This window comes from Saccharothrix sp. ST-888, from assembly GCF_000955975.1.
In the GTDB taxonomy this organism is placed as follows: Bacteria; Actinomycetota; Actinomycetes; order Streptomycetales; family Streptomycetaceae; genus Kitasatospora.
The window spans coordinates 29655-55753 of the sequence record NZ_JYJF01000015.1 but is presented as its reverse complement, the minus strand read 5'-3'; the positions used below and the strand labels follow the sequence as shown (position 1 = coordinate 55753).

At 73.0% G+C, this 26099-nt stretch carries 19 protein-coding genes; 8 read left to right on the top strand and 11 right to left on the bottom strand.

Features of this window, described 5'->3' with window-relative positions; translation table 11 throughout:
- Positions 1 to 14: 14 nt before the first annotated feature.
- Positions 15 to 1127 (bottom strand): ATP-binding protein, encoded by a 1113-nt coding sequence (locus UK12_RS08570; protein WP_045301375.1) that lies wholly within the window; start codon positions 1125 to 1127, stop codon positions 15 to 17.
- Between the two features lie 237 nt (positions 1128 to 1364).
- Here UK12_RS08570 and UK12_RS08565 point away from each other — a divergent pair, with 237 nt between their 5' ends.
- Together UK12_RS08565 and UK12_RS08560 are read left to right on the top strand one after the other, a co-directional pair.
- Positions 1365 to 2684 carry an SWIM zinc finger family protein gene (locus UK12_RS08565; protein ID WP_045301373.1) on the top strand — a complete coding sequence of 440 codons (1320 nt, stop codon included), beginning with the start codon at positions 1365 to 1367 and terminating at the stop codon, positions 2682 to 2684.
- A gap of 274 nt (positions 2685 to 2958) precedes the next feature.
- Entirely contained in the window at positions 2959 to 4671 is a 1713-nt protein-coding gene (locus UK12_RS08560) for a DUF5691 domain-containing protein (RefSeq protein ID WP_045301371.1), read from the top strand.
- A 131-nt stretch (positions 4672 to 4802) separates the two neighbouring features.
- Here the strand turns inward: UK12_RS08560 and UK12_RS08555 are convergent, their stop codons facing one another.
- A complete protein-coding gene (locus tag UK12_RS08555) occupies positions 4803 to 5276 on the bottom strand; it encodes a cobalamin B12-binding domain-containing protein (RefSeq protein ID WP_231591098.1) in 474 nt (157 codons plus the stop codon).
- Positions 5277 to 5609: 333 nt separating this feature from the next.
- On the opposite strand from UK12_RS08555, the gene UK12_RS08550 reads away from it, so the two are divergent.
- Both UK12_RS08550 and UK12_RS08545 read left to right on the top strand, forming a co-directional pair.
- Positions 5610 to 6410, top strand: coding sequence for an esterase/lipase family protein (locus UK12_RS08550; RefSeq protein ID WP_045301367.1), 801 nt, complete (start codon positions 5610 to 5612; stop codon positions 6408 to 6410).
- Positions 6411 to 6517: 107 nt separating this feature from the next.
- The gene (locus UK12_RS08545) at positions 6518 to 7312 is read left to right on the top strand and encodes a M23 family metallopeptidase (RefSeq protein ID WP_156178605.1); all 795 of its coding nucleotides are present in this window, start codon (positions 6518 to 6520) and stop codon (positions 7310 to 7312) included.
- A 93-nt stretch (positions 7313 to 7405) separates the two neighbouring features.
- On the opposite strand, the gene pcrA is transcribed toward UK12_RS08545, so the two are convergent.
- Complete coding sequence (gene pcrA / locus UK12_RS08540; protein WP_231591102.1) at positions 7406 to 9781, bottom strand: DNA helicase PcrA; 2376 nt, start codon at positions 9779 to 9781, stop codon at positions 7406 to 7408.
- A gap of 583 nt (positions 9782 to 10364) precedes the next feature.
- On the opposite strand from pcrA, the gene UK12_RS44325 reads away from it, so the two are divergent.
- Entirely contained in the window at positions 10365 to 11393 is a 1029-nt protein-coding gene (locus tag UK12_RS44325) for a C40 family peptidase (protein WP_045301363.1), read from the top strand.
- Between the two features lie 43 nt (positions 11394 to 11436).
- Here UK12_RS44325 and UK12_RS08530 read toward each other — a convergent pair whose 3' ends face one another.
- Both UK12_RS08530 and UK12_RS08525 read right to left on the bottom strand, forming a co-directional pair.
- A complete protein-coding gene (locus UK12_RS08530; RefSeq protein WP_052681718.1) occupies positions 11437 to 12942 on the bottom strand; it encodes a glycosyltransferase family 39 protein in 1506 nt (501 codons plus the stop codon).
- Positions 12943 to 12997: 55 nt separating this feature from the next.
- On the bottom strand, positions 12998 to 14305 hold the full coding sequence (locus tag UK12_RS08525; RefSeq protein ID WP_045301361.1) for a hypothetical protein: 1308 nt from the start codon (positions 14303 to 14305) through the stop codon (positions 12998 to 13000).
- A 211-nt stretch (positions 14306 to 14516) separates the two neighbouring features.
- Between UK12_RS08525 and UK12_RS08520 the strand changes: the two genes are divergently transcribed.
- Positions 14517 to 15842, top strand: a complete 1326-nt coding sequence (locus UK12_RS08520) for an acyltransferase family protein (RefSeq protein WP_082119434.1) — start codon at positions 14517 to 14519, stop codon at positions 15840 to 15842.
- A gap of 19 nt (positions 15843 to 15861) precedes the next feature.
- Here UK12_RS08520 and UK12_RS44320 read toward each other — a convergent pair whose 3' ends face one another.
- From UK12_RS44320 to UK12_RS08510, 3 genes are read right to left on the bottom strand one after another with little or no spacing between them, the layout of a single operon-like run.
- Positions 15862 to 16140, bottom strand: a complete 279-nt coding sequence (locus UK12_RS44320; protein WP_269432000.1) for a helix-turn-helix domain-containing protein — start codon at positions 16138 to 16140, stop codon at positions 15862 to 15864.
- A gap of 56 nt (positions 16141 to 16196) precedes the next feature.
- Complete coding sequence (locus UK12_RS08515) at positions 16197 to 16874, bottom strand: LuxR C-terminal-related transcriptional regulator (protein WP_045301359.1); 678 nt, start codon at positions 16872 to 16874, stop codon at positions 16197 to 16199.
- Complete coding sequence (locus tag UK12_RS08510) at positions 16867 to 18315, bottom strand: ATP-binding protein (protein ID WP_045301420.1); 1449 nt, start codon at positions 18313 to 18315, stop codon at positions 16867 to 16869. Before UK12_RS08510 ends, UK12_RS08515 begins: the two co-directional genes overlap by 8 nt.
- Before the next feature lie 135 nt (positions 18316 to 18450).
- On the opposite strand from UK12_RS08510, the gene UK12_RS44315 reads away from it, so the two are divergent.
- Together UK12_RS44315 and UK12_RS08500 are read left to right on the top strand one after the other, a co-directional pair.
- On the top strand, positions 18451 to 20097 hold the full coding sequence (locus UK12_RS44315) for a PspC domain-containing protein (protein WP_052681716.1): 1647 nt from the start codon (positions 18451 to 18453) through the stop codon (positions 20095 to 20097).
- Positions 20094 to 20306, top strand: coding sequence for a hypothetical protein (locus UK12_RS08500; RefSeq protein WP_045301357.1), 213 nt, complete (start codon positions 20094 to 20096; stop codon positions 20304 to 20306). The genes UK12_RS44315 and UK12_RS08500 overlap by 4 nt, the downstream gene beginning before the upstream one ends.
- 27 nt (positions 20307 to 20333) lie before the next feature.
- Here the strand turns inward: UK12_RS08500 and UK12_RS37255 are convergent, their stop codons facing one another.
- The 3 genes from UK12_RS37255 to UK12_RS08485 form a co-directional block, all read right to left on the bottom strand.
- On the bottom strand, positions 20334 to 21305 hold the full coding sequence (locus UK12_RS37255) for a Rieske 2Fe-2S domain-containing protein (protein WP_063838226.1): 972 nt from the start codon (positions 21303 to 21305) through the stop codon (positions 20334 to 20336).
- Between the two features lie 209 nt (positions 21306 to 21514).
- Positions 21515 to 23110, bottom strand: coding sequence for a glutamine-hydrolyzing GMP synthase (gene guaA, locus UK12_RS08490; protein ID WP_045301355.1), 1596 nt, complete (start codon positions 23108 to 23110; stop codon positions 21515 to 21517).
- 1124 nt (positions 23111 to 24234) lie between these two features.
- On the bottom strand, positions 24235 to 26070 hold the full coding sequence (locus tag UK12_RS08485) for a GMC family oxidoreductase N-terminal domain-containing protein (RefSeq protein WP_045301352.1): 1836 nt from the start codon (positions 26068 to 26070) through the stop codon (positions 24235 to 24237).
- Between the last annotated feature and the right edge of the window lie 29 nt (positions 26071 to 26099).

The window sequence follows — 26099 nt, the reverse complement described above, 5'->3', positions numbered from 1 at the left end:
ACAAGTCCGGTGGATCAGCGGGAGTTCTCGCGGGCGGCGCGGTAGAAGTCCTTCCAGCCGTCGCGCTCGCGGATCACGCCCTCGACGTACTCGCGCCAGACCGCCTGGTCGGCGACCGGGTCGCGGACCACGGCCCCGGCGATGCCGGTGGTGACGTCGGCCGCGCGCAGCACGCCGTCGCCGAAGTGGGCGGCCAGGGCGAGGCCGTTGGTGACGACCGAGATCGCCTCGGCCGTGGAGAGGGTGCCGCTGGGCGTCTTGACCTTGGTGCGGCCGTCGGCGGTGATGCCGTCGCGCAGCTCACGGAAGACGGTGACGACCCGTCGGATCTCCTCGGCGCCACCGGGCAGCTCGGGCAGGTCGAGCGAGCGACCGAGCTGGTTGACCCGGCGGGTGACGATGTCGACCTCCTCCTCCAGCGTGCCGGGCAGCGGGAGGACCACGGTGTTGAACCGGCGGCGTAGCGCGCTGGAGAGGTCGTTGACGCCGCGGTCGCGGTCGTTGGCGGTGGCGATCAGGTTGAAGCCGCGGACGGCCTGGATCTCGGTGCCGAGCTCAGGTATCGGCAGCGTCTTCTCGGACAGGATGGTGATCAGGCTGTCCTGGACGTCCGCCGGGATACGGGTCAGCTCCTCGACCCGGGCGATCATGCCGTCGGCCATCGCCCGCATCACCGGCGAGGGCACCAGGGCCTCCCGGCTCGGGCCCTGGGCCAGCAGCTGGGCGTAGTTCCACCCGTAGCGGACGGCCTCCTCCGGGGTGCCCGCGGTGCCCTGGACGAGCAGCGTGGAGTCGCCGCTGATCGCCGCGGCGAGGTGCTCGGAGACCCAGGTCTTCGCGGTGCCGGGGACCCCGAGCAGCAGCAGCGCGCGGTCGGTGGCCAGCGTGGTGACGGCGACCTCGACGACCCGGCGCGGGCCGATGTACTTGGGGGTGATCACGGTGCCGTCGGGCAGCTCGCCGCCCAGCAGGTACGTGGCGACGGCCCACGGCGAGAGCCGCCAGCGCTCGGGGCGCGGCCGGTCGTCCTGCTCGGCGAGGGCGGCCAGCTCGGCGGCGAAGGCGTCCTCGGCGTGCTGACGCAGGACCTCGGCCGGGGCGGTGGATTCACTCGTAAGGGTGGTCATCAAAAGCTCCTCGGGGTCGGCCGCCGAGCCCCTTGGCGAGGGTGCCCGGACGGTTGTGGATCAGTGGGGAGCATCGGCGCAGATGTCTTCTGACGTGCGAGAACGGGTGAATCGTACGTACGTTCCCGACTCGCAGGAACAACCATGCACCCACCCACTGACAACGGACGCCGGCTCGATGACCGGGTGTCAGTTCGCCGGGCCCGTCTGTCAGTGGCCCGTCCTAGCGTCGTCGGCATGGAGGAACGCTGGAGCACCGAACACGTCCTGTCCCTCGCGCCCGACCAGGCGTCGTGCAAGGCGGCCGGAAAGCTGTCGGCGCCCGCCCCCTGGTCGCAGACCGGCTGGGGGCAGGGCGCGCTGTGGGGGCAGTGCAGGGGCAGCGGCAGTACGCCGTACCGGACAGTGGTCGAGCTGACCACGCCCGCGTACAAGTGCACCTGCCCCAGCCGGAAGTTCCCGTGCAAGCACGCACTGGGGCTGCTGCTGCTCTGGAGCGGCAGCCCGGAGGCGGTCGCCGAGGCCGCCGAGCCGCCCGAGTGGGCCGCCGAGTGGCTGAACGGCCGTCAGCAGCGCAGCGAACAGGCGGTCCAGCGGCGGACGGCCAAGGCGGAGGCGGCCGACCCGGCAGCGGCCCTGCGCCGGGCCGACCGGCGGGCCGCCCGGGTCGCGGCCGGCGCGCAGGAGCTGCGGCTGCGACTGGCCGACCGGGTGCGGCACGGGCTCGCCGACCACACCGCCGCCACCGGCGGCTGGGGCGAGGTCGCGGCCCGGATGGTCGACGCCCAGGCCCCCGGCCTGGCCTCCCGCGTCCGGGAGTTGGACGACACCCCGCAGCAGGGCCTGCTCGCCGAGTACGCACTGCTGCACCTGCTGGCCGGCGCGTACGGCCGGGTCGAGCAACTGCCCGACCCGCTCGCCGCGACCGTCCGGGCCCGGGTCGGCTTCACCACCGAGACCGCCGAGCTGCTCGCCGGGCCGACCGTGCGGGACCGCTGGCTGGTACTCGGCACCCGGGACACCTCGGACGAGCGGCTGACCACCCGCCGGCTCTGGCTGCGCGGCGCCAAGACCGGCCGGCCGGCCCTGCTGCTCGCCTTCGGCCGCCCCGGCCAGGCGCCCGACCTGGCCCTGCCCACCGGTCGGCTGCTGGAGGCCGAGCTGGCCTTCCACCCGGGCGTCCGGCCCCTGCGAGCCGTCCTCGGCACCCGGTACGGCGCTCCCGAGACGGGCCCGGCCGAGGCACCGGCCGGCCTCTCGGTGACCGAGGCGGTCGCCGAGTACGGCGCGGCGGTCGCGGACGATCCGTGGCTGGAGTCCTGGCCGACCACCCTGAGCGGCGTCGTGCCCGTCCTCGGCTCCGACGGCTGGCAGCTGACGGACGGCCGGCACGGCGTCCCGGTCCGTCGCGGCAGCGCCCCGGAGTCCGCGCTCTGGCGGCTGGCCGCGGTCTCGGCCGGCCACCCGGTCACCCTCTTCGGCGAGTACGGGCACGCGGGCTTCGCCCCGGTCACCGCCTGGGGCCACGACCACCGCCCGACGGGGGTGGCCCAGTGACCTTCCGCCCACCGTCGTCAACTGCCCGACGGAGCCCGGCAGTCCGGGCCGGCCTCGACGGCCTGCCTGACAGGCCCGGCAGGCTGGACGGGCTCGACCGGGCCACCCGGCGCCCAATGTCGGCGCACTCCGCACGCGGGGCGAAGCAGCCGACCGGGCCGGCCGAGCCGCCCACCCGGACTCGCCCACCGCGCACGGACCACGTCCCCGATCCGGCCGACATCGCACGCACCGCCGCGGACCGACCCGCCCGCCCGAGCAGAGGAGCCGACCAGTGACCGCTCTCACGACCGCCAGCGACAGCTGGGAAGAACTCCGGACCACCGCCATGCTCGGCACCGACCGCCGCCCGCTGCCCGAGCTGAGCGGCTCGCCCGCGCTCACCGGAGCCGCACACTCCGTGGACCGCACGGACGCCGCCACCGCACTGCTGGAGCTGGCCGCGCTGGAGACCGTCCGGCGCCGGGCCGGAGCGGTGGCCGCCGAGGCCGACGCGCTGCCCGAACCGGCCGCGCCCGACCCGCGCCGCGAGCTGCCCGAGGCAGCGGCCCGCCGCCTTGCCGTCCTGGTCGGCGGTCGGGGCAGCGCGGGCATGGTGGCCAACCTCGGCGAGCTGCTGCCGCAGTGGCTCGCCACCGCCCGGGAGCGTGACTACCGGGCACCCGCCGCACTCGTCCCCGCGCTGCTGGACGCGGCCCGGGCCCGCAGCGAGCTGCGGCCCGACGCGGTCGCGCTGGCCGGCCCGCTCGGCCGCTGGCTCGCCGAGCGGAACCCGGACTGGCGGTTCGTCACCCGCACCGCGGTGGAGCCGGGCACCGAAAACAGCACAGTCCCGACCGGCCCGGGCGGCACCACCGATCCGGGCGGCACCACCGATCCGGGCGAACGGCTCTGGCAGGAGGGCCTGTTCGCCGAGCGGGTCACCCACCTCACCAGGCTCCGCCGCAGCGACCCGGCCGCCGCCCTCGACCTGCTGCGCTCCACCTGGTCCACCGAGCGCGCCGAAGACCGCCTGCTGTTCCTGGACTCCCTGCAGGAGGGCCTGTCGCCGCTCGACGAGCCGTTCCTGGAGGCCGCGCTCTCGGACCGCAGCAAGAACGTCCGGGCCACGGCCGCCGAACTGCTCTCCACCCTGCCCCGGTCGGCACTCGCCGCCCGGATGGCGGAGCGCGCCCGCGCCGCCGTGCGCCTGGCCCGCCCGGCGGCCGGCACCGACGGCCTCCGGCTCGCCATCAGCCCCCCGGCCGAGTGCGACGCGGCGATGCAGCGGGACGGCATACCTCCCAAGTCGCCCACCGGGCGGGGCCAACGGGCCTGGTGGTTCGGCGAGATCATCGCGGCGGCCCCGCTCGACCTGTGGACCTCCGACGTCGGCCGCACTCCCGAGGAGCTGCTCCGACTGCCCGTCGTCGACGCCGACCCGGGAGACATCGACCCCGGCGCCATAGAGGGCAGTGACGCCACCGAGAAGGGAGTCAACTACCCGGCCCAGGTCGGCAGTTGGGCCGAGGACCTCCGCGAGGGGTGGGCGCGGGCCGCCGTCCGCCAGCACAATGCCGACTGGGCCCGGGCCCTGCTCGGACCTGTTCCGCAGCCCGGCCGGGCAGGTGCTGCGGCGGGTGCACCGGCCAAACTGCTCGCCGTCCTGCCGGCCGCCGAACGGGCCGCCTGGACAGCCTCGTTCATCGAGAGCCACGGCCTCGGCGAGGCGTTCCAACTGCTGGGCGCCTGCGCCACCCCGTGGACGCCGCCGCTGAGTACCGCCGTGGTGGCGGCACTTGAGCGCGCCGCCCGGTCCGGGGCCTACCCGTGGAGCCACAGCGGGGTACTGGGCATGACGGAGCGCGCACTCGCTCCCGAAACCGCCCCGGCCGTCGAGGCGTTGGCGTCCGGCACCGCCCCGGACAGCACCTGGGCCGACACCTTCAACCGGCTGGCCGCGACACTGCGTTTCCGGGAGGCGATGCTGGCCGAGCTCACCGCATAACGCCAGGACAGCGGTCCGGGCCGGGCCGGCTCAGGACGTGCAGTTGCCCCGGAGGCACGGCACTCGACCACGCCCCGGGCTACCCAGACCGGCAGCAGCCGGTGCCAGGTACCCGATGGCCGTGGTCCGCCTCAGCCGGCGGCGCGCAGGTTGGCCTCGACCCAGGCCACCACGTCCCGGGTCGGGGTGCCCGGGGTGAAGATGTCGGCGACGCCGATCCGCTTGAGCTCGGCGATGTCGTCGTCCGGGATGATCCCGCCGCAGAAGACCTTGATGTCGGCGGCGTCCCGCTCCTTGAGCAGTTCGATGACCCGCGCGCACAGGGTCATGTGCGCACCCGAGAGGATCGACAGCCCGATACCGTCCGCGTCCTCCTGGATCGCGGTGTCCACGACCTGTTCCGGCGTCTGGTGCAGGCCGGTGTAGATGACCTCCATACCGGCGTCGCGCAGCGCCCGGGCGATGACCTTGGCACCGCGGTCGTGACCGTCCAGCCCCGGCTTGGCGACCACCACACGGATCGGCCCTGACACACCCATCACTGCCTCCTGGACCACGTCGTCCGCCACACCGGCCGACACGGTCGGACGCGCGCGGTTAACCACCGATAACGAACCTGAGGGGAGGTTAGCGCCACCAGGGCCGGTTGGCTGTTTCGCCCGTCAAGAGGAGGGGAAAATCACAGCACCACCCACCCGTCACCCCCGTACATACCCGCTTCCGTGCGGTGCGTACCCACCGTTGTGCCCCGTCCACGCCCGGGTCGGCACCGCATGCGCCGCCGTGTGCACTGCGCGCGCCCGTATGTGCACTGCCCACGGCCGTCCGAGCACTGGAGACTCCCGGGCAAGCGCTGTCGCACCCGCCCGTGCGAGCACCGCCCGCCCCGGCGCCGACCGGCCCGTGGGTACCCGCGCAGCCCTGCCGGGGAGAGCCGAATGACCATCCCGTTCCAGCGGACCGCCGACACCGTCCGTGGCGCGGGCGCGGAGGCCGCCGCCCTCGCCGGCCACCTGCTCCGCTATCCGACCGGCGTCCCGCCGGAGCGGCAGCCGCGCCCCTGTCCCGGGCGCTACGCGGCGGCGCCCGCGCACCACGGACCGGTTCTGCTGCTGCACGGCTTCATCGACAACCGCGCGGTCTTCGCCCCGCTCCGCCGCGCACTGGGCAACCACGGCTGGACTCATCTGCACGCCCTCAACCACAGCCCGCTGACCAGGGATGTGCGCGCCGCCGCCGTCCTGCTGGCCCGGCACGTCGAGTGGGCCAGGCAGGCCCACGGCGGCGCTCCGGTCGCGCTGGTCGGCCACAGCCTGGGCGGGCTGATCGCCCGGTACTACGTCCAACGCCTCGGCGGGGACGAACTGGTCGACACCCTGGTCACCCTGGCGACCCCGCACGAGGGGACGACCGCCGCCCTGCTCCCGACCCCGTTCCCGATCACCCGTCAACTGCGGCCCAGCAGTGCCCTGATGTCCGAGCTGCGGCTGCCTGCACCGGACTGCCGTACCCGATTCACCGCCGTCCGGGGCGAGTTGGACGAGCTGATCCTGCCCGGCCCGCACGCCTGGCTGCGCCACCCGGACCTGGCCGCCGACAACCGGCTGATCGCGGGCGCCGGGCATATCGGCCTGCCCTCGCACCCGCGTGCGGTCGAGTCCGTACGGCTCGCGCTGGAGGCGGGGGAACGGGGCCGCACCGGAGCCGAGGAGCCTCCGACCGAGCGTCACGCCTCGTGAGATGTGCGTTTTGTCCGTACTGTGCCGCAAGCACTACAGTCTCGGCTGCTCTCCCCGGTCTCCGATCCCCCGGTCTCCGACCCGGCCTCCGACCTTTCGAGGCAACCATGACAGCCGACAGCCTCCGTTCCGCTTCCCGGTCTGCCGCCCGTGCCCAGGCACGCGCCCGTGAACGGGCCGCCGCCCGGACGGCGGTGCTGACGGTGGCGCTCCCCTCCGTGGCCACGCTCGCCGTGTTCGCGGCGGCCGCCCTCGGCACGACCGTCATCGCGCCGGCCCCCACCACACAGGCCAGGGCGACCGGGGCGACCGGGCGGGCCGACACCCCGGGGTCCGGCCCCACCGTCGCAGCCGGCGAATTCAACGACCGATCCGCCGGCCAATCCGCCGATCGGGCGAACCGTTCGCAGTCCCGTGACAACCTGGCGGAGCGTCAACAGGACGCGCAGCAGGGCCTCCGGCACCAGCAGGAGGCCCCGGAGAAGGCCCAGGAGGAGCAGGACCGCCCCCGCTTCGTGCTCCCCGTGGCCGAGCGCGGTCTGAGCGCCGGGTTCGGGGCGACCAGCACCCACTGGCGGACCCGGCACACCGGTATCGACTTCCCGGTCCGCCGGGGCACCCCGGTCCGGGCCGTCACCGACGGCACCGTCCACGTGCGGTGGAACCCCGCCTACGGCTACCTGGCCAAGGTCACCGCCGCCGACGGCACCCAGACCTGGTACTGCCACCTCAGCACCTACCGGATCCGAAGCGGCCCGGTACGGGCCGGGGACGTCATCGCCTACTCGGGCAACAGCGGCAACAGCACCGGCCCGCACCTGCACTTCGAGGTCCGCCCGGCGGGCAGCGGTCCGGTCGACCCGGTGCCCTGGCTGCTCGAACGCGGCCTGGATCCGCGCTGACCGGCCCGGGCGGAGGCACGGCAAGCCCCCCACCCGGGGCAGCCGGTCGGCCAAAACTGGCCCACGCCCCACGCCCCGGGGCGGGTCAGGCTGTCAGAGCTTCTCCACCGGCGCGTACCGCAGCAGCAGTTGCTTGCGTCCGGCACCACCGAAGTCGATCGTCGCCTGCGCCTTGTCGCCCACGCCCGTGGTGGCCACCACCGTGCCGAGGCCGAAGCTGTCGTGGGTGACCCGGTCGCCGACCGCCAGTGCGACCACCTCGCGCTCGACCACCCGCCGCGCCGACTGCCCCCAACCGGCCTTCGGCCCGGCGGCCGTCCGCGAGGCCGAGGACGACGAACCGTACGACGACGACCGCGAGGACGACGACGAGGACGAGGACGACGAGCGGGAGGAGGACGAGAAGCCGCGGGAGGACGGTGCCGACGCCGCACCCGTCCGCTTCCACTCCACCAGCGTCTCCGGGATCTCCTCCAGGAAGCGCGAGGCCGGGTTGTACGAGGGCTGGCCCCAGGCGCTGCGCAGCACCGAGCGGGTGAGGTAGAGGCGTCGGCGGGCTCGGGTCAGGCCGACGTACGCCAGCCGGCGCTCCTCCTCCAGCTCCTTGACCTGGTTGAGCGCGCGCATGTGCGGGAAGATCCCGTCCTCCATGCCGGTCAGGAAGACGACCGGGAACTCCAGGCCCTTGGCGGTGTGCAGGGTCATCATCGTGATGACGCCCGCGCCGTCCTCGTCGTCCGGGATCTGGTCGGAGTCGGCGACCAGCGCGACCCGCTCCAGGAAGTCGGCGAGCGAGCCGACCGGCGGCGCGCCCTCGTCGTCGGCGTCCGGCCGCTCGCCCGGGTCCTGCTCGTACTCGAGGGCGACGGACGCCAGCTCCTGGAGGTTCTCCACCCGGGTCTCGTCCTGCGGGTCGGTGGACGCCTGGAGTTCGGCCAGGTAGCCGGTCTCCTCCAGGACCGCCTCCAGCACGGCGGCCGGGCCGGCGCCCGACTCGACGACCTGGCGCAGCCCGGCCATCAGCGCGTTGAACTTCTTCACCGCGTTGGCCGAGCGCGCGGCCATTCCGTACGCCTCGTCGACCCGCGCCAGCGCCTGGGCGAAGCTGATCCGCTCGCGTGCGGCCAGTGCGTCGATCATGGCCTCGGCGCGGTCGCCGATGCCGCGCTTGGGCACGTTGAGGATCCGGCGCAGCGGCACGGTGTCCTCGGGGTTGGCCAGCACCCGCAGGTAGGCGAGGACGTCCCGGACCTCCTTGCGCTCGTAGAAGCGCACTCCGCCGACGACCTTGTAGGGCAGGCCGACCCGGATGAACACCTCTTCGAAGACGCGGGACTGGGCGTTGGTGCGGTAGAAGATCGCCACGTCACCCGGCCGGGCGTGGTCCGCGTCCGTCAGCCGGTCGATCTCGTCGGCGATGAACTGGGCCTCGCCGTGCTCGTCGTCGGCGACGTAGCCGACGACCTTCTCGCCGTCCTCGCCGGCCGTCCACAGGTTCTTCTTGCGGCGGTTGGTGTTGCGCTCGATGACGGCGTTGGCGGCGGTGAGGATGGTCTGCGTGGAGCGGTAGTTCTGCTCCAGCAGGATGGTGGTGGCGTTCGGGTAGTCCTCCTCGAACTGGAGGATGTTGCGGATCGTGGCGCCGCGGAAGGCGTAGATCGACTGGTCGGCGTCACCGACCACGCAGAGCTCGGCGGGCGGCACCTGGGCCAGCCGCCCGGCGGCCTCGTTGACCCAGTCGCCGTCCACGGTCCGCTTGGGGGCGGCGGCGACCGCGCCGCCGCTGAGCTCGCGGACCAGCATGTACTGGGCGTGGTTGGTGTCCTGGTACTCGTCGACCAGGATGTGCCGGAACCGGCGCCGGTAGTGCTCGGCGACGTCGGGGAACGCCTGCAGCAGGTTCACCGTGGTCATGATGATGTCGTCGAAGTCCAGCGCGTTGGCCTCGCGCAGGCGCCGCTGGTAGAGCGTGTACGCCTCGGCCAGCTTCCGCTCCGTCGGGTTGGCGGCCTGGCCGGCGTAGGTCTCCTCGTCGATCAGCTCGTTCTTCAGGTTGCTGATCTTCGAGGTGAAGGACTTCGGCGGGAACTGCTTCGGGTCCAGGTCCAGGTCACGGCAGACCAGGGACATCAGCCGCTGCGAGTCGGCCGAGTCGTAGATGGAGAAGCTGGAGGTGAACCCCAGCAGCTTGGACTCCCGGCGCAGGATCCGCACGCAGGCGCTGTGGAACGTGGAGACCCACATCGCGCGGGCGCGCGGGCCGACCAGCTGCTCGACGCGCTCGCGCATCTCGCCGGCCGCCTTGTTGGTGAAGGTGATCGCCAGGATCTCGCCCGGCTGCACCCCGCGTGCGCCCAGCAGATGGGCGATCCGGTGGGTCAGCACCCGGGTCTTGCCGGAGCCGGCGCCGGCCACGATCAGCAGCGGGGAGCCCGCGTGCAGCACGGCCTCGCGCTGCGGGTCGTTCATCCCCTCCAGCAGCTGCGCCGGGTCGATCACGGTCCGGGCGGCGCCGTTGCGGTGCCAGGCGTCACGCTCGGTGGCGGCGGCGTAGTCGGTCTGGAACAGGCCGTCGGGGAGCGCCTCCTCGTACGGGGCCTCCTCGTACGGGGTGCCCTCGTACGGAGCCTCGTCGTACGGCTCGTAGGGCTCGTACGGCTCATCGGTGCCGTGCGGCGGCTCGGCGGCGGCGGTCGGCTTCGACCCGGCGGCAGGGGCCTCGAAACCGGGGAGCGGGAGGTCGTCAAAGAGGCTAGTCATGGCCCTTCGAGTCTATGACCCGGCGCCGACAACCCCGGGCGCGATCCCACCACTCCGGCACCCGGCCGGTTCGCGACCACTCCGACACCGTTCCGATCAGGACTTTTCAGCGGAATGGTCACTTCCGCAGAAATCCGTTCAGCGCCGTGACTCTCGGCCCTGCGGGCCCCACCGGCCGACTAGCGTCCCGCTCCGAAGCCGGTCCGCAGCGGGTTCCCACCCGCACCAGGTTCCACCCGTACCAGGTACCGCCTGCACCGCCCGTGGCCCGGCTCGAAAGGAGAACGCCGCCATGGCGTTGCACAGAAAGCCCCGCCCCGGCCGCTTCCGCCCCCGTACGGTGGCGGGGGTCGCCACCGGAGCCGCCGTCTCGGTGACCGCCTCGGTCACCGCCCTCGCCGCTCCCGCCCACGCCGCGCCGCCGCCCTCCGCCGCGCAGATCAGGTCGCAGGTGGACGGGCTCTACCGCGAGGCCGAGCAGGCCACCCAGCGCTACGACGGTGCCAAGGAGCAGGCCGACGCCCTCCAGCAGCAGGTCGGGCGGCTCCAGGACGAGCTGGCCCGCAAGGCCGCCGCGATCGAGGCCACCCGCACCCGGCTCGGTGCCCTCGCCGCCGAGCAGTACCGCAGCAGCGGTCTCTCCACCGCCCTCCAACTCGCCCTCGCCGACGACCCGCAGCAGTTCCTGCAGCGCGCCGGGATGCTCGACCAGGCCGGGGCGATCGAGCAGCAGGCCCTCCAGCAGTACGGCCAGCAGCAGGTCGCCCTGGACGCGCAGACCGCCGAGGCCCGGTCCCGGCTGGCCGAGCTGACCCACTGCCAGCAGCAGCTGGACACCGAGCGGTCCGCCGTCCAGCAGAAGCTGGCCCAGGCGCAGGCCCTGCTCGCCGAGCTCACCGGCGCCGCGTCGGACGCCGGGGGCGCCGCAGCCGCCGATACTGCCGCAGCCGCAGCCGCAGCCGCAGCGGCGTCGGGCCGAGCCGCTGCCGCGATCGCCTTCGCCCGGTCCCAGCTCGGCAAGCCCTACGCCTGGGGAGCCACCGGCCCGGACGCCTACGACTGTTCCGGCCTGGTCCAGGCCGCCTGGCAGTCCGCCGGGGTCTCGCTGCCGCGCACCACCTACGCCCAGATCGTCGCCGCCCCCCGGGTCGGACGCGGCCAACTACACCCCGGTGACCTGGTGTTCTTCTACTCGGGCATCAGCCATGTCGGCCTCTACGCCGGAAACGGCCGCATGATCCACGCACCGCACCCGGGCGCACCGGTCCGCTACGAGTCCGTGGACGCCATGCCCTTCGCCGGAGCCGTCCGACCCGCCTGACCCGCCCGACCTGCCAGACCGGGCCGGCCGTCCGGCCCGTGGGTCACCGCTCCAGCAGCGTCACGACCATCCCCGGCACAGCCGTCACCGTGCGCTTGGGGAAGAGCCTGGTCAGCGCCTCGGCCTGTGGCGGGTCGTACTCCTCCAGCGGCTTGTCCACCGAGGAGCCGGTGGCGACCACCCACACCCGGGAGGTGTCGCCGATGCAGGGGACGGGGTCCGTGCACAGCTGCGGGTAGATGTCGCCGACGGCCTCCGCGCTGCGTGCCACCAGGACGTCGTTCAGCTTGACCCGGTCCGGCAGGTAGTAGTGCAGCGCGGTGTCCACCTGGAGGTACGCGAGCGAGCTGCCCCGCAGCGCCACGATGCCGTCGCCCGGCCGGTAGCCGTCGGCGATCACCTTGGCGGCCGACTCGGCGTCCCAGTTCTCCCGCGCGAACTGCCGGCGGCTGTCGAGCTGGTCGTGCGCCCCGGCCAGCAGGACCACCACCAGCCCGAGCGGTGCCAGCCACCGCGGCCGCAGCGCGGTCAGTCCGGCTCCGGCCAGGACGGCCCAGGCCGGCAGGGTGAACAGCAGATAGCGGTCCAGGAAGTACGCGGTCGAGCCCTGCGATATCAGCCAGATCAGCACGATCGGCAGCACCGCCATCAGCCCGATCTCGACCGCGTACCGCCGTCCGGCTGGCCAGGCCAGCGGCAGCACGGCGAGGGCCAGCATCAGCAGGCTCACCGCGGCGGACCCGAACAGCGAGCGCCAGAAGAAGTCGACCACGTACTGCAGGTCGGGCGAGCCCAGCCACCCCAGCTGCCGCCCGACCTGCCGGCGGCCCAGCAGCGCGAGCGGCACCACCGGCAGCAGTCCGGCCCCCGCCGAGAGCACGAAGCCCACCAGCGCGGGATGCCGCCGCTGCTGCCACCAGCGGCCGAGCACGACCAGCCCGTGCGCGGCCAGGAAGACCAGCGAGATCATGTGGAACATCCCGGCGACCGTCACCGTGCCGCCGTACGCCGCCCAGCGCAGCGGCCGGGGCCGCTCCAGCGCGCGCAGCAGCAGCCAGGTCGCCGCCGACACCGCGAGCACCACGACGGCGTACCCGCGCATCTCCTGGGCGTACCGGGAGACGGACGGCACCAGTGCGAACAGCGAACCGGCCACCATCCCGGCACGCCGCCCGAACAGCCGCTCGCCGGTCAGCGCGACGAACGCCGCCGCACCGGCCATCGCCAGCGCCGAGGGCAGTCGCACGGCGGTCAGCGAGTCGCCGAACAGCGCGATCCAGTAGTGCATCAGCAGGTAGTAGGCGCCGGTGACCGCGTCGACGTGGCCGAGCAGGTCGAACAGCCGGCCGGTACTCCGGTGGGCGGCGTCCAGGGTGACCAGTTCGTCGCGCCACAGGACCGGACGCCAACTGCCGTAGACCCCGATCGCCAGGGTGAGCAGGGCGCAGCCGAGCCAGTGGAAGCGACCGACGGCCGGACGGCGGGCGCCCAGCGCATGGCTGGGCGCCCGCCCGGCTATCGGTACGGTCCCCGTCGCGCTCGCGGTCATCGCAGGCTCCCCCTCACTGTGGCTCTCATCAGCATGCGCATCAACCGCGAGTCCATCACGGCGAGTTGGTGTAGACGAAGACGACATAGCCGCCGTAGGCGGCGGAGCAGAGCGCGGCGAAGCCGAGGACGGCCGCCGCCGCCCCCCTGGTCCGCAGCCTGGCCAGTCCGGCCGCCAGCGGCAGCAGCAGGGCGAAGGCCGGAAGCAGGAAGCGGGCCCGGGAGTTGAAGTACGCCGCGTCGCCGAGCGCCAGCAGCAGCATCATCGCGCTGAACACCAGCAGGGTCAGCGGCTGCCGCTGCAGGACGCAGACCGCGAAGAGCAGCACCGACGCCGCGAGCGTCCCGGCCACCACCGTGTCGGTCAGCCAGACCGGCCCGGCGTTCACCAGCATGGAGCGGAGCACCCGGTAGGTGGAGCGGCCGAAGTCGAACTGGGACTGCCAGGCCTCCTGGACCTTGAAGTACCCGTCCCAGCTGCCCTTCTGCACCCCCACCCAGCCGACGAAGCCGACGAAGCCGAGCGGCGCGATCGCCGCCCCGAGCACCGGCCGCCACCATCCGAACCCGGCGGCGCCCATCGACCCGGCGGACCCGGTCCGCCCCGCGCGGGACCGGCGGTAGTGCCACCAGTGCGCCGCGAGCGTGCCGAGCGCCCCGAGGCCGACCGCCGCCGCGACGGCCACGCCGGTCGGCCTGGTCAGCCCGGCCAGCGTGCTGAGCGTCCCGGCCCAGAGCCAGCGGTGCGTCACCGCCGCGTACATCGACCAGGCCGCGAAGGCGGTGAACACCAGCTCGGAGTACGCCATGTTCTCCACCACGGCGTACGGGGTCACCCCCCACAGAACGGCCGCGATCACACCCGTCCGCCGGCCGTACAGCCGGGCGGCCACCGCGAAGATCCCCCAGGCCGCGAGCACCGCGCCGGCCCAGGCCACCAGCAGTGCGGCGTAGTTGACCGGCAGCGGCAGCAGCCACCAGGCCAGCTTGACCAGCATCGGGTAGACCGGGAAGAACGCGTACGCCTGGTAGGGGCCGTACGGTCCGGGGACGGGCTTGGAGCCCGCGTAGCCGTGCACGGCGATGTCCTGGTACCAGTACGCGTCCCACATCGTGCTCAGCCGGTGCAGGCTGTCGGTGCCGTGCTTGACGTCCCACAGCGCCAGCAGCGCCAGCCCCACCGCCCTGACCGCCGCGTAGCCGAGCAGGGCGGGCGCCGCGTAGCGGGCCGCGGCACCCAGCCGGTCGAGCGAGGGGCCGAGCGGACGGCGGCGGCCGGGGCCCGGCGGGGCCTGGCGCGGCGCGCCCGGAGCGGCCACCGCCACCGGTGTGCGCGCCCCGCCTTCGACCGAGGTGTCTGACATCGTGCTCCGTCGTTCGGGCCGGTAACGGGCGGGCTGGGATCGGGTCTTCGCGCGGCGCACTCCGAATCCGTCCGCATACGCGAGGGCGCACCCATTATGGCCCCGGAAGAAATCGAGCCGTTCACCCGCCCGACGATCAAGGATTGTGCCCGGCGCCAAGCGAACAGGCAATCGGTGTACTGATGCGACGGCTTGGGCTAGCCTCCGAACCGTGACCGTAATCGAACAGCAGCCTGCCAAACCCATCGGCGGCGCCGCCAAGCCGCCGACAGACCAACCGGCCCTGCGCATGGGCTGGTTGGATGCACTCAGAGGTGTGGCAGCCCTGCTGGTCGCCGTACACCATTTCGGGTTGATCCGCCTGCTCCCTTACGGGGGAACAATTAACCGGGAGTTTGATCTCGGTATATACGCCGTCATGCTGTTCTTCCTGGTCAGCGGTTACATTGTCCCCGCCTCACTGGAACGGCGCGGCGATGTCCGGGGCTTCTGGATCGGCCGGATCTTCCGGATCTATCCACTGCTCATCGTGGTCATCACGGCCGCACTGCTGATCCTGCCGCGCGCGCACTCCGCCGTGCCCGACGTCGTGGTGGACCACCCGCTGCGCTCCTCGCTCGCCAACGTCCTGCTGCTGCACGAGATGCTGAACGTGCCGAGCGCACTGGGCGCGATGTGGACGCTCTGCTACGAGATGGTCTTCTACTTCTTCGTCGGCGCGCTCTTCGTCCAGGGCCGGCACCGGCTCAGCAGCCCGATCGCCATAGGCTTCGCCGGGCTGGCCCTGCTGCTGGGCGCCGCGGTCACCCCCGCCATGATCACGGTCGACCGGGAGTCGACCCGCAACCTGATCGTCGGCGCCACCGTCGTGATGGCGATGGGCCTGGCCTGCATCCTCACCGGACGGACCGCGCTGGTCCGGCTCGGCTCCCTGGTACTGGGCGGGCTCGGGGCGGTGCTGCTGTTCCTCAACGCCAGGTCGACCTTCTTCGAGTCGATGACGATCCTGGCGACGATGTTCGCCGGCACCGCGATCCACCGCATCGAGCGCGGCCAACTCGACCGCCTGCAGGGCCTGCTGTGCTGCGGCTTCGTCCTGGTGTCAGGCGTCCTGGTCGGCTTCCTGTACAACCACGGCGACGCCTTCTACCGCACCTGGACCTCCAGCTGGGTGGGCTTCTCGCTCCCCTACGCCGCCGCCTGGGCCACCTTCGGCCTCGGCATGCTGCTGCGCAACCGCCGCTTCCCACGCGTGCTGACCTGGCTCGGCGCGATCAGCTACTCGGTGTACGTGGTGCACATCCCGGTCCTGCACGCGGTCACCTGGCTGATCCCCGGCGACGCCTTCCCGCACCACGGCCCGGGCAAGTTCGTCCCCGCACTGATCTTCCTGGCGGCCGTCCTGCTGTTCAGCCACCTGACCTACCGCCTGGTCGAACTGCCGGGGCAGAACCTGGGCCGCCGCCTCCTGAAAACCCTGAACACCCGATCCGCCCGGCACCCCGAGAACCCGCCCGCCGCCGAGTCCCCGGCCTGACCCCTCGCCGCGCCGGCCGTCACGGCCGGTGCGGCAGCCACCCCTGCCGGACCGCCCGCACGCCCGCCTCGAACCGGCTGCGGGCGCCCAGCCGTTCCATCAGGTCGGTGGCGATCCGGCGCGCCGTCCGCGGCGAGACACCGAGCCGCTTGCCGATCGCGTCATCGGTGTGGCCCTCTGCCAGCAGCCTCATGGCCGCCGCCTCCTGGGTCGTGAGCCCCTGGTCGTCACGGATGACCGGCGCGCCGAGCGGCTGCGCGGCCCCACCCCTGTCACCGCCCCCGGGCCGCCCCGGCAACGGCGAGTCCCCCGCCGCGGAACCGCTCGCGTCGGGGGACTCGCCGTTGCCGTGCGTCAGACCAGTCGGCGTGCCGTGGCCCAGCGGGTCAGCTCGTGACGGTTGCTCAGCTGGAGCTTGCGCAGCACCGCCGAGACGTGGCTCTCCACGGTCTTGACCGAGATGAACAGCTGCTTGGCGATCTCCTTGTACGCGTAGCCGCGCGCGATCAGCCGCAGCACCTCGCGCTCGCGCTGGGTGAGACGGTCGAGGTCCTCGTCCACCGGCGGGGTGTCGGTGGCGGCGAAGGCGTCCAGGACGAAACCGGCCAGGCGCGGCGAGAAGACCGCGTCGCCGTCGGCGATCCGGAAGACCGCGTTGACCAGGTCGGTGCCGGTGATGGTCTTGGTGACGTACCCGCGCGCGCCGCCGCGGATCACGCCGATCACGTCCTCGGCGGCGTCCGAGACCGACAGGGCCAGGAAGCGCACCCCGCCCGGGTCGCCCATCAGCGGGGCCGAGCGGCGCAGCACCTCCACACCGCCGCCGCCGGGCAGGTGGACGTCGAGCAGCACCACGTCCGGCCGCTGCTCGGCGACGACCTGCACGGCCGACTCGACGTCGTCCGCCTCGCCGACCACGTCGATGCCGGTGATCTCGGTCCGGCCGATCTCGGCCCGGACCCCCGTGCGGAACATCCGGTGGTCGTCCACCAGGACGACCCGCGCCACCCGCTCCGGTGCAGCGTCAGTCATCAGCTCTCTCCATCTCCAGCTCGACCTCGGTACCGCCGTCCGGCGCGGGCCGCACCCGTGCGGTGCCGCCGTTGCGCTTCATCCGGCCGATGATCGACTCCCGTACGCCCATCCGGTCCTCGGGCACGGTGTCCGGGTCGAAGCCGGGGCCGTGGTCGCGCACGAACACCGACACCGTCCTCCCCTCCACCTCTGCGTACACCTGGACCGGTCCCCCGCCACCGTACTTGGCCGCGTTGACCATTGCCTCCCTCGCGGCCTGCATCTGTGCCGCGATCCGGTCGTCCATCGGGCAGTCGCCGACGCAGACCAGCTCCACGGCCACGCCGTGCCGGTCCTCGACCTCGGCGACGACCTCGCGGATCCGCTCGGCCAGGGTGTCGGGAGCGGCCTCGGCGGCGGCCTCCGGACGGTAGAGCCACAGGCGCAGTTCGCGCTCCTGGGCGCGGGCGAGGCGCAGCACCTCCTTGGGGTCCTCGGCGCGGCGCTGAATGAGCGTCAGGGCGTGCAGGACGGAGTCGTGGATGTGGGCGGCGATCTCGGCCCGCTCCTGGGCCCGGATCCGCGCGGTCCGCTCGGCGCCGAGGTCCTGCCACATCCGCAGCACGTACGGGCCGACCAGCACCAGCACGCCGGCCAGTACGGCGACCGAGGCCTCGATCACGGCGGACAGGGTGGAGTCGCTGTCCTGCAGGAGCAGGAAGCCGACGATGCCGACCACCACCAGCAGCACACCGGCACCGACCCGGGTGTACGCGGCCCGTCGCTTGGTGCCCTCCAGGCCGAACCAGCGCTGCCAGCGCGAGTCGTCGGCCTGCCGCCAGACCAGGGCGACGCCGACGCCGACGGTGAGCAGCGGCCAGACGTACGGCTTGGCGGTCTGGATGTGCAGCGCGCTGAGCAGCGCCATGATGCCGACCACCAGCAGCAGCAGGGCGAACAGCTGCCCCAGGCCGCCCCGGGTGCTCTCCGCCGTGAGGGCCGGCGCTTCGGCCGGCGCGGTGCCGGCCTCGGCGGGTTCGCCGTGGAAGGTGCGCTGGAGCAGCTCGCGCAGGCGGCCGAGCCGGTGCGGGCCGCCCTTGCGGAGTTCGCCGAAGCCGCCCTCGGCTGGGACGAAGGTGCCGTTGCGGTAGACCCACTGGGTGCCGCCCCGCGCGGGCTCGCCGATCCCGATCGGCACCACGAACCAGAACGCCGCGTAGAGCAGCCCGCCTATGCCCTGGGCGAAGAACAGCAGGACGAACGCGGCCCTGACCCAGACGACCGGCAGTCCCAGGTGCACCGCGAGCCCGTGGGCGACACCGCCGAGCATCCGCCCGTTCGGGCTGCGGTACAGCTTGCGGAACGGCGGGCGCTGCGGGTCGTGTGCGGTCGGATCGGGCCCCGCCGATGACGGGCCGTCAGGGACGAGGGGCTTGGGGTCGGTACCGGGTGCTGCCACGCCACCGATGGTCACACGTTTGCGCGTCCGCGCGCATCAGGGTACGTCCCCGAGCTGCGTCTCAGGGAGAGATCAGGGTCCGCACCGGGCCGTTCCCGGTTGGGCTCGGCTGCTGCGGCCGGGAGGATGGAGGGCATGACGGACGAGCAGAGCACCGCGGCACAGGACACCGCCGCCCCCCGACCGGAGCAGCGGCCCCCGCTGACCCGCAGCGACAGCCACCGCGTGGTGGCCGGCGTGTGCGGAGGGCTCGGCCGGCACCTGGACATCGACCCGGTGGTCTTCCGGGTGGTCATCGCGGTGCTCTGCCTCTCCGGCGGGCTCGGGCTCTTCCTGTACGGGCTGGCCTGGCTGATCGTGCCGAGGGAGCCGGTCGAGGGGAAGCCCGGCCGGACCGAGCTGCAGCGGGTGCTGACCGGCCGGGTGGACGGGCAGTCGATCGGCGCGGTGCTGCTGACCGTGATCGGCACCGGGGTGTTCTTCTCCTCGATGGGCGACGGCGGGCAGATGTTCCCGTTCCTGCTGCTGGGCGGAATGATCTTCATGGCGGTCCGCTACGACCCCGAGCGGCGCCGCCGCGCCAAGGGGGGCGGGCACGACCACCCGCACGGTCCGTACGACCGCCTGGTGGGCCCGCCGGACGGACACCGCGACTGGTCGGCCTGGGGGGAGCAGGTCGCCCGGGATCTGCGGACCGGCTGGCAGCAGCACAAGGGCGACTGGGACGGCTACCGGGCCAGCTGGGACGCCTACAAGGCCCACTGGGACGAGCAGAAGGCTGGCTGGGACGACCGCAAGGCCGAGTGGGACGGCCGGCTGCGGATCAACCTGTCCAAGGAGAGCCGGCCGGCCGACGGCCCCGAGGACCGCACCCCGACCGACGAGAGTCTCCGGGCGGCGCACGAGCAGCACGCCGAGGCCCGCGCCGCCGGTGCCGTGCCGGCGGACACCCCGCCCCCCGGCCCGTCGGGCTACCTGTGGGACCCGCGTCACCCGGAGCGCAACCCGTACGCGGAGAACCAGCCCCTGCCCGGGGCGCCCCTGGCACCCGGCGCGCCCGCGCAGGCGTGGTGGCAGCGCGCCGATCTGCCGGAGGGCGATCCGCTGCGCAAGCCCGGTACGGCGGCCGGCGCTTCGGCGGACGCGGCGGCGACGGCGGCCCGGCCGAAGCGGCACCGCTCCTTCGTCGGCCCGCTGGGGCTGCTGCTCGCGATCGGCGCGGGTGCACTGGCCTGGGCGATCCCCTACGCCGACGGAACCGCGGTGCGGATCTCCACCGTGCTGGCGGCGGCGCTGCTGGGCCTGGGCGTGGCGATGCTGGTCGCGGCGAAGTTCGGCCGGGCGCGCGGGCTGCTCGTCCCCGCACTGGCGCTCACCGTCCTGCTGGCCGGGCTCTCCGGTTCGCAGGTCACCCTCGACTCGGCCTTCGGCAACCGCACCTGGGCCCCGACCTCGGTGTCCGAGCTGCGGGACGACTACTCCCTGGGAGCCGGTGACGCCCAGCTCGACCTGAGCGGGCTCGACCCGGCGGGCGGCACGCTCGGCACCACCGTCCGGGTGGGCGCGGGCGACCTGCGCGTGACCGTCCCGTCCGACGTGGAGGTGCGGCTGACCGTGCGCAACGTCGCGGGCAACATCCAGACCCCGAACGGCGAGGCCGCCTCCGGCGTCGGCAACAACCGGGAGTTCGCGATCCACCCGTCCAACGGCCAGGCGTCCAAGGGGACGCTGGACCTGACGGTGAAGGTCGGACTCGGAGACATTCAGGTGGAGCAGGCATGAGGAAGCACCGACTCGACCCCTTCTCGCTGATCGCGGGAGCACTGTTCACCGTGATCGCGGGCCTCTATCTGGTGGCCTCGCTCAACGACCGCTCGGTCGACGGACGGATCGTCATCCCGGTGACCTTCATCGTCCTCGGTGTGGCGGGCCTGGCCGGCGCGGTCACCGCGATGTCCCGCCGCGGCCGTACGGACTCCCCGGACCGGTGACACCTCGGGCCCGTCCCGAGGGGCGGTTCAGCTCTGGGCGGGCCCGAGGTCCAGCCGGTCGCCGTTCCTGGTGACGGTGTACCTGGGCAGCGGCTTGGTCGCCGGTCCGTTGATCACCGCGCCGGTCGCCGCGTCGAAGCGCGAGCCGTGGCAGGGGCAGTACAGCTGTCCGCTCTTGGGGGCGTTGACGGTGCAGCCGGAGTGGGTGCAGACCGCGGAGAGGCCGCAGAACTGGCCCTCCTTGGGCTGCACGATGTAGACGGCGTCACCGCTCGACGGGTCCGCGACCTGCGCCGATCCCCCGACCGGCACGGCCGAGACGGCGACCGACGCCTTCCCGCCCGCGGTCGGCGAGGGTGCCGGCGCTGCCGGGGTGGTGCCCGGGATGGCCGCTGCGGTCTTCTTCGGGCGCCCGAAGGTGGCCGTCAGCGACCCGGCGAGCAGTCCGCCCCCGCCGAGCGCGACGGCCGCGATCCCGCCGTCCATCAGGGAGCGCCGGTGGACCTGCCCCTCGACCAGGCCGCGCTCCCGGTCGCGTTCGGCCCGCCGGATGAGGTAGCCGTCGATCGACAGGTACGGCGTCCCGGCCAGCAGCAACGGGGTCCAGGCCAGCAGGTAGGCGAGGTCGTTGCCGAGGTAGTACGGCGTGACGTTCCAGCTGACGGTCAGGGCGAGGACGAGGCTGATCAGCGCGCCGCCGAGCGCCGCCAGCCGGCCCCAGAGCCCGAAGAGCGTGCCGAGCCCGACCGCCAGCTCGCCGAAGGCGATGAGCAGGGCGAAGAAGGTGGGCGCGTGCAGGGCGGGGCCGAGCAGGACGCCGACCGGGCTGGACGACCTGACCGCCCGGGTCTGCGAGTAGAAGGAGGCCACGTCACCGACGCCCGCCAGGTAGTGCGCGTCGGCGAGCTTGTCGACGGCCGCGTAGACGAAGGTGAGCCCGAGGAAGATCCGCAGCGGCAGCAGAGCGTACCGGGTGGCCATCGCCCGCAGCTCTGCCAACCGCTCGGCTCTGCCAGACCGTTCCTGTCCGTCGTGCGCCGCCGCCATGCCGACCCCTTCGTTCACTGCCTGTCAACTGCTGACCGGTCCGGTCCGATTCTGCCCTGTTTCGGACGGCTTTTCCCGTCTGCCGTGCAAACGGCAGACGGCCGCGCCGCCGCTCCCGTGGATACGGAGGCGACGGCGCGGCCGTTCGGAACCGGGGGAGACTACTCCCACTCGATGGTGCCCGGCGGCTTGCTGGTGCAATCCAGCACGACGCGGTTCACCTCGGGGACCTCGTTGGTGATCCGGGTGGAGATCCGGGCCAGCACGTCGTAGGGCAGACGCGACCAGTCGGCCGTCATGGCGTCCTCGGAGGAGACCGGGCGCAGCACGATCGGGTGGCCGTAGGTGCGGCCGTCGCCCTGGACGCCGACGCTGCGGACGTCCGCGAGCAGGACCACCGGGCACTGCCAGATCTCGCGGTCCAGACCGGCCGCGGTCAGCTCCTCGCGGGCGATGGCGTCGGCCTCGCGGAGCAGGTCCAGGCGGTCCTTGGTGACCTCGCCGACGATCCGGATGCCCAGACCCGGGCCCGGGAAGGGCTGGCGCTGGACGATCTCCTCCGGCAGGCCGAGCTCCTGGCCGACCATCCGGACCTCGTCCTTGAACAGCTGGCGCAGCGGCTCGACCAGCTGGAACTCGAGGTCCTCGGGCAGGCCGCCGACGTTGTGGTGCGACTTGATGTTCGCGGTGCCGGTGCCGCCACCGGACTCGACCACGTCCGGGTAGAGGGTGCCCTGCACCAGGAACTCGACCGGCTCGCCCGAGGCGCCGGCCTCGGCGATGATCTCCGCCTGGGCCTGCTCGAAGACCCGGATGAACTCCCGGCCGATGATCTTGCGCTTCTCCTCGGGGTCGCTGACCCCGGCGAGCGCGGTCAGGAAGCGCTCCTGCGCGTCCACGACCTTCAGCTGGACACCGGTCGCGGCGACGAAGTCCTTCTCGACCTGCTCGGTCTCGCCCTTGCGCATCAGACCGTGGTCGACGTAGACGCAGGTGAGCTGCGAGCCGATGGCCTTCTGGACCAGCGCGGCGGCGACGGCGGAGTCCACGCCGCCGGAGAGGCCGCAGATGGCGCGCTTGGTGCCGACCTGCTCGCGGATCAGCGCGACCTGCTCGTCGACCACGTTGGTGGTGGTCCAGGTCGGGGCGATCCCGGCGCCGCGGTACAGGAAGTGCTCCAGCACCTGCTGGCCGTGGTCGGAGTGCAGCACCTCGGGGTGGTACTGGACGCCGTAGAGCTTCTTCTCGTCGTTCTCGAAGGCGGCGACCGGGACCACGTCGGTGGACGCGGTGACGGTGAAGCCCTCGGGGGCGGCCGAGCAGGCGTCGCCGTGCGACATCCAGACCGACTGCTGCGCCGGGGTGCCCTCGAACAGGGTGGAGCCGGGCTTGGAGACCGCCAGCGGGGTGCGGCCGTACTCGCGGGCACCGGTGTTGTCCACCGTGCCGCCGAGGGTGACGGCCATCAGCTGGAAGCCGTAGCACATCCCGAAGACCGGCACACCGGCCTCGAAGATGGCGCGGTCGAGCTGCGGTGCGCCCTCCTCGTAGACCGAGGACGGGCCACCGGAGAGGATGATCGCCTTCGGGTTCTTGGCGAGCATCTCTGCAACCGGCATGGTGCTCGGCACGATCTCGCTGTAGACCCGCGCCTCACGCACCCGACGGGCGATGAGCTGGGCGTACTGGGCACCGAAGTCGACGACCAGGACGGTGTCGAGCTCGTGTGCGTTCTTGTCGGGGATAGCAGAGGACACGGACGGCCTTCCGGCAGCGGTATCGAGAGGTACAGCGCGCAGCACGCCCCTGGTCAGGGTGGTGGCGACTGGTGGGGGTGTCTGCACTTGAGTCTACCGGGCGGCCGGAAGACTGTGGCTTCACCCAGTTGCCATCCCGCCGCCCCGTGACCCCGCGGTGCGGCGAATCGTTGCACCGGACGACCGTACGAGCGCCTCGCACCCCCCAGGTTCGGGCCGCCCGGCACGGGCACCGAACCACGCGTGGATCTCACCTCAGTCCACCCGCACGCGTGGCGCCGCCGCCCCCGGCCAGACCGGGCGCGGCCCGCCGTGGGACCGTGCGCGGGTGCAGTGACCGGCCGGCAGGGGACAGCCTCCGGTCACGACTGACCAATGGAGGTGCGGCGGCCGGGACCTGGGACGCCCGGTCCCGGCCACCGCACCGTCCAGGTCGGCACCGCCCGCGCCGACCGCCCGCTCCAACCGCCCCCGACGTACGCCTGTGCGCCCTCGGCCCGGCACTACTACGGACCGTAGTCGGCCTGACCCCCCGCCCGGGAAGGCGTGAGGGGTGCCCCGCCGTGCGGCGGACAGGGTACGCCAGCCCGGTCGCCGAAAATTGGACTGTGCCGAACTGCGTCGAATCGGTTGCACAGTAAGGGCTCCGTCCACCACGATGCTGGTTGCGGGGGTCGGCCGGTCCCTCGTACAGCGCACCCTCGCTGCGCCGGGCAGCCGCTCGGAGCGCTTGAAGAAAACGGTTGTCACCTCACGCTCCGTGAGGGATGAACCGACCCGAGCATCCGGCGCGAGCCACCAGCCAACCGTCCGGACGGCGCTCCTCCCCCGGCGCCGTCACCCCAGCACCGGTGCTGCCCTGACGCCGCGTGCTGAGCGACAAAGGGCCCCGTTCCCCCGCGGGGCCCTTTGCCCTCTCCGAGCAACCTTCGGCAACCGCTCAGGCTGCACCACCAGGGGCGCGGGGAACTGCGCGAGAAACCACGCACCGCGGAAACCCAGGCACTCGATCCCGTTGCACTACCCAGGGACACGGGGAACTGAGCGAGAAACCATGCACCTTGGCGGCGGACTGATCGCGCCGTTCCCCGCGCCCCCGGTGGTGCAACCTACTGGCGGCGAGCTTAAGACCCGCCCTGCCTGGTCACCCGCGCCGGAACCTCCGGCACCGCCAGCAGCGGAAGCCGCAGCTCCCCGAAGGCCCCCGCCGGCACCGCCGGGCGAACCGGAGCCACCGGCGCCACCCGCCGGTAGGCCTCGCCCTGCCCGGGCCTGGGGTCGGCCTCGCCCCGGTTCGGCCACATTGACATGGCCCGCTCGGCCTGGGCCGTGATGGTCAGCGAAGGGTTGACGCCGAGGTTGGCGGAGATCGCCGAGCCGTCCACCACGCTGATGCCGGGGTAGCCGTGGAGCCGCTGGTAGGGGTCGATGACGCCGTGCTCGGGACGGTCCGAGATCGGGCAGCCGCCGATGAAGTGGGCGGTCATCGGGATGTCGAAGATCTCACCGACGGTGCCGCCGGCGAAACCGTTGATGGACTCGGCCAGCGCCTTGGCACCTTCCTCCGCGGCGGGAATCCAGGTCGGGTTGGGCGTCCCGTGGCCCTGCCGGGAGGTGAGCCTGCCCTTTCCCAGGCCGGTCTTCTTCAGTGACACGGTCAGCGAGTTGTCCAGTGACTGCATCACCAGCCCGATGATGGTCTTCTCCGACCAGCGGTACTGGTTCACCGACTGCGCGAAGATCAGCGGATGCCTGGCCGCCGTGACGGCGAAGCGCAGCCAGCGCGGTCCGCGCCCGGCGCCGGGCACTTGCTGGATGCTCAGCGCCCCCATCGCGTTGGACCCCTTGCCGTACCGCACGGGCTCGATGTGGGTGTTCCCGTCCGGGTGGATCGAGGAGGTGATGGCCACCCCCTTGGTGAAGTCGACCCGGCCCCCGGCCCCGGAGTCCCGGCCGGGGGCGGACGCCACCTTGGCGTAGCGCCGGTCCGTGGTCGAAGCACCCACCAGCGCCTCGGAGTTGGTGCGGGTGAGCTCGCCGAGCCGGGCGGAGATCGCCGGCAGGTGGCCCCGGTCACGCATCCGGTGCAGCAGCGTCTGGGTGCCGTACGTCCCGGCGGCGACCACCACCTCGGCGGCGGTGACCGTCCTCGCCCCGGCGGTGACCCGGTCCCGCGCGGGCGAGTTGGTCCGCCGGACGTCCACGGCGAAGCCGCCCGCGTCCAGCGGCCTGATCCGCTCCACCGTGGTGAGCGGGTGGATCTCGGCACCGTTGCGTTCGGCGAGGAACAGGTAGTTCTCGGTGAGCGTGTTCTTGGCACCGTGGCGGCAGCCGGTCATGCACTCGCCGCACTCGATGCACGCCCTGCGGCGCGGGCCCGCCCCGCCGAAGTACGGGTCCTCGGCCTCCTCGCCGGGGGCGGCCTTCGCGGCCCCGTCCGCGTCCTTGCCGTCGCCGAAGAAGACGCCGACCGGCGCGAGGTGGAAGGTGTGCCCGACGCCCATCTTCTCGGCGGCGGCCCGGAGATGGACGTCGGACGGGGTCACGGTCGGGTTGGTGCGCACCCCGAGCATCCGCTGCGCCTGGTCGTAGAAGGGGGCGAGCTCGTCCTGCCAGTCGGTGATGTCCCGCCACTGCCGGTCCTCGAAGAACGGCTTCGGCGGGACGTACAGGGTGTTGGCGTAGTTGAGCGAGCCGCCGCCGACGCCGGCGCCGCCGAGCACCAGGACGTTGGCCAGCAGGTGGATCCGCTGGATGCCGTACAGGCCGAGGGCCGGCGCCCAGAGGTAGTTCCTGGCGTCCCAGGAGGTCCTGGGCAGCTCGTCCGGGCCGAACCGCCGTCCGGCCTCCAGGACGGCGACCCGGTAGCCCTTCTCGGTCAGCCGCAGGGCCGCGACCGAACCGCCGAAACCGGAGCCGACCACCACCACGTCGTAGTCGTGCGCACCCTCGACCGCCATGCCGCTACTCCTTCGAAGCACCTTGCACC

What these genes read in the sequence shown, in the direction of transcription:
- UK12_RS08570 (WP_045301375.1), bottom strand. Translation starts at nt 1,127, where the DNA reads ATGACCACCCTTACGAGTGAATCCACCGCCCCGGCCGAGGTCCTGCGT.
- UK12_RS08565 (WP_045301373.1), top strand. Translation starts at nt 1,365, where the DNA reads ATGGAGGAACGCTGGAGCACCGAACACGTCCTGTCCCTCGCGCCCGAC.
- UK12_RS08550 (WP_045301367.1), top strand. Translation starts at nt 5,610, where the DNA reads ATGACCATCCCGTTCCAGCGGACCGCCGACACCGTCCGTGGCGCGGGC.
- UK12_RS08545 (WP_156178605.1), top strand. Translation starts at nt 6,518, where the DNA reads ATGACAGCCGACAGCCTCCGTTCCGCTTCCCGGTCTGCCGCCCGTGCC.
- pcrA (WP_231591102.1), bottom strand. Translation starts at nt 9,781, where the DNA reads ATGAACGACCCGCAGCGCGAGGCCGTGCTGCACGCGGGCTCCCCGCTG.
- UK12_RS44325 (WP_045301363.1), top strand. Translation starts at nt 10,365, where the DNA reads ATGGCGTTGCACAGAAAGCCCCGCCCCGGCCGCTTCCGCCCCCGTACG.
- UK12_RS08530 (WP_052681718.1), bottom strand. Translation starts at nt 12,942, where the DNA reads ATGACCGCGAGCGCGACGGGGACCGTACCGATAGCCGGGCGGGCGCCC.
- UK12_RS08525 (WP_045301361.1), bottom strand. Translation starts at nt 14,305, where the DNA reads ATGTCAGACACCTCGGTCGAAGGCGGGGCGCGCACACCGGTGGCGGTG.
- UK12_RS08515 (WP_045301359.1), bottom strand. Translation starts at nt 16,874, where the DNA reads ATGACTGACGCTGCACCGGAGCGGGTGGCGCGGGTCGTCCTGGTGGAC.
- UK12_RS44315 (WP_052681716.1), top strand. Translation starts at nt 18,451, where the DNA reads ATGACGGACGAGCAGAGCACCGCGGCACAGGACACCGCCGCCCCCCGA.
- UK12_RS08500 (WP_045301357.1), top strand. Translation starts at nt 20,094, where the DNA reads ATGAGGAAGCACCGACTCGACCCCTTCTCGCTGATCGCGGGAGCACTG.
- UK12_RS08485 (WP_045301352.1), bottom strand. Translation starts at nt 26,070, where the DNA reads ATGGCGGTCGAGGGTGCGCACGACTACGACGTGGTGGTGGTCGGCTCC.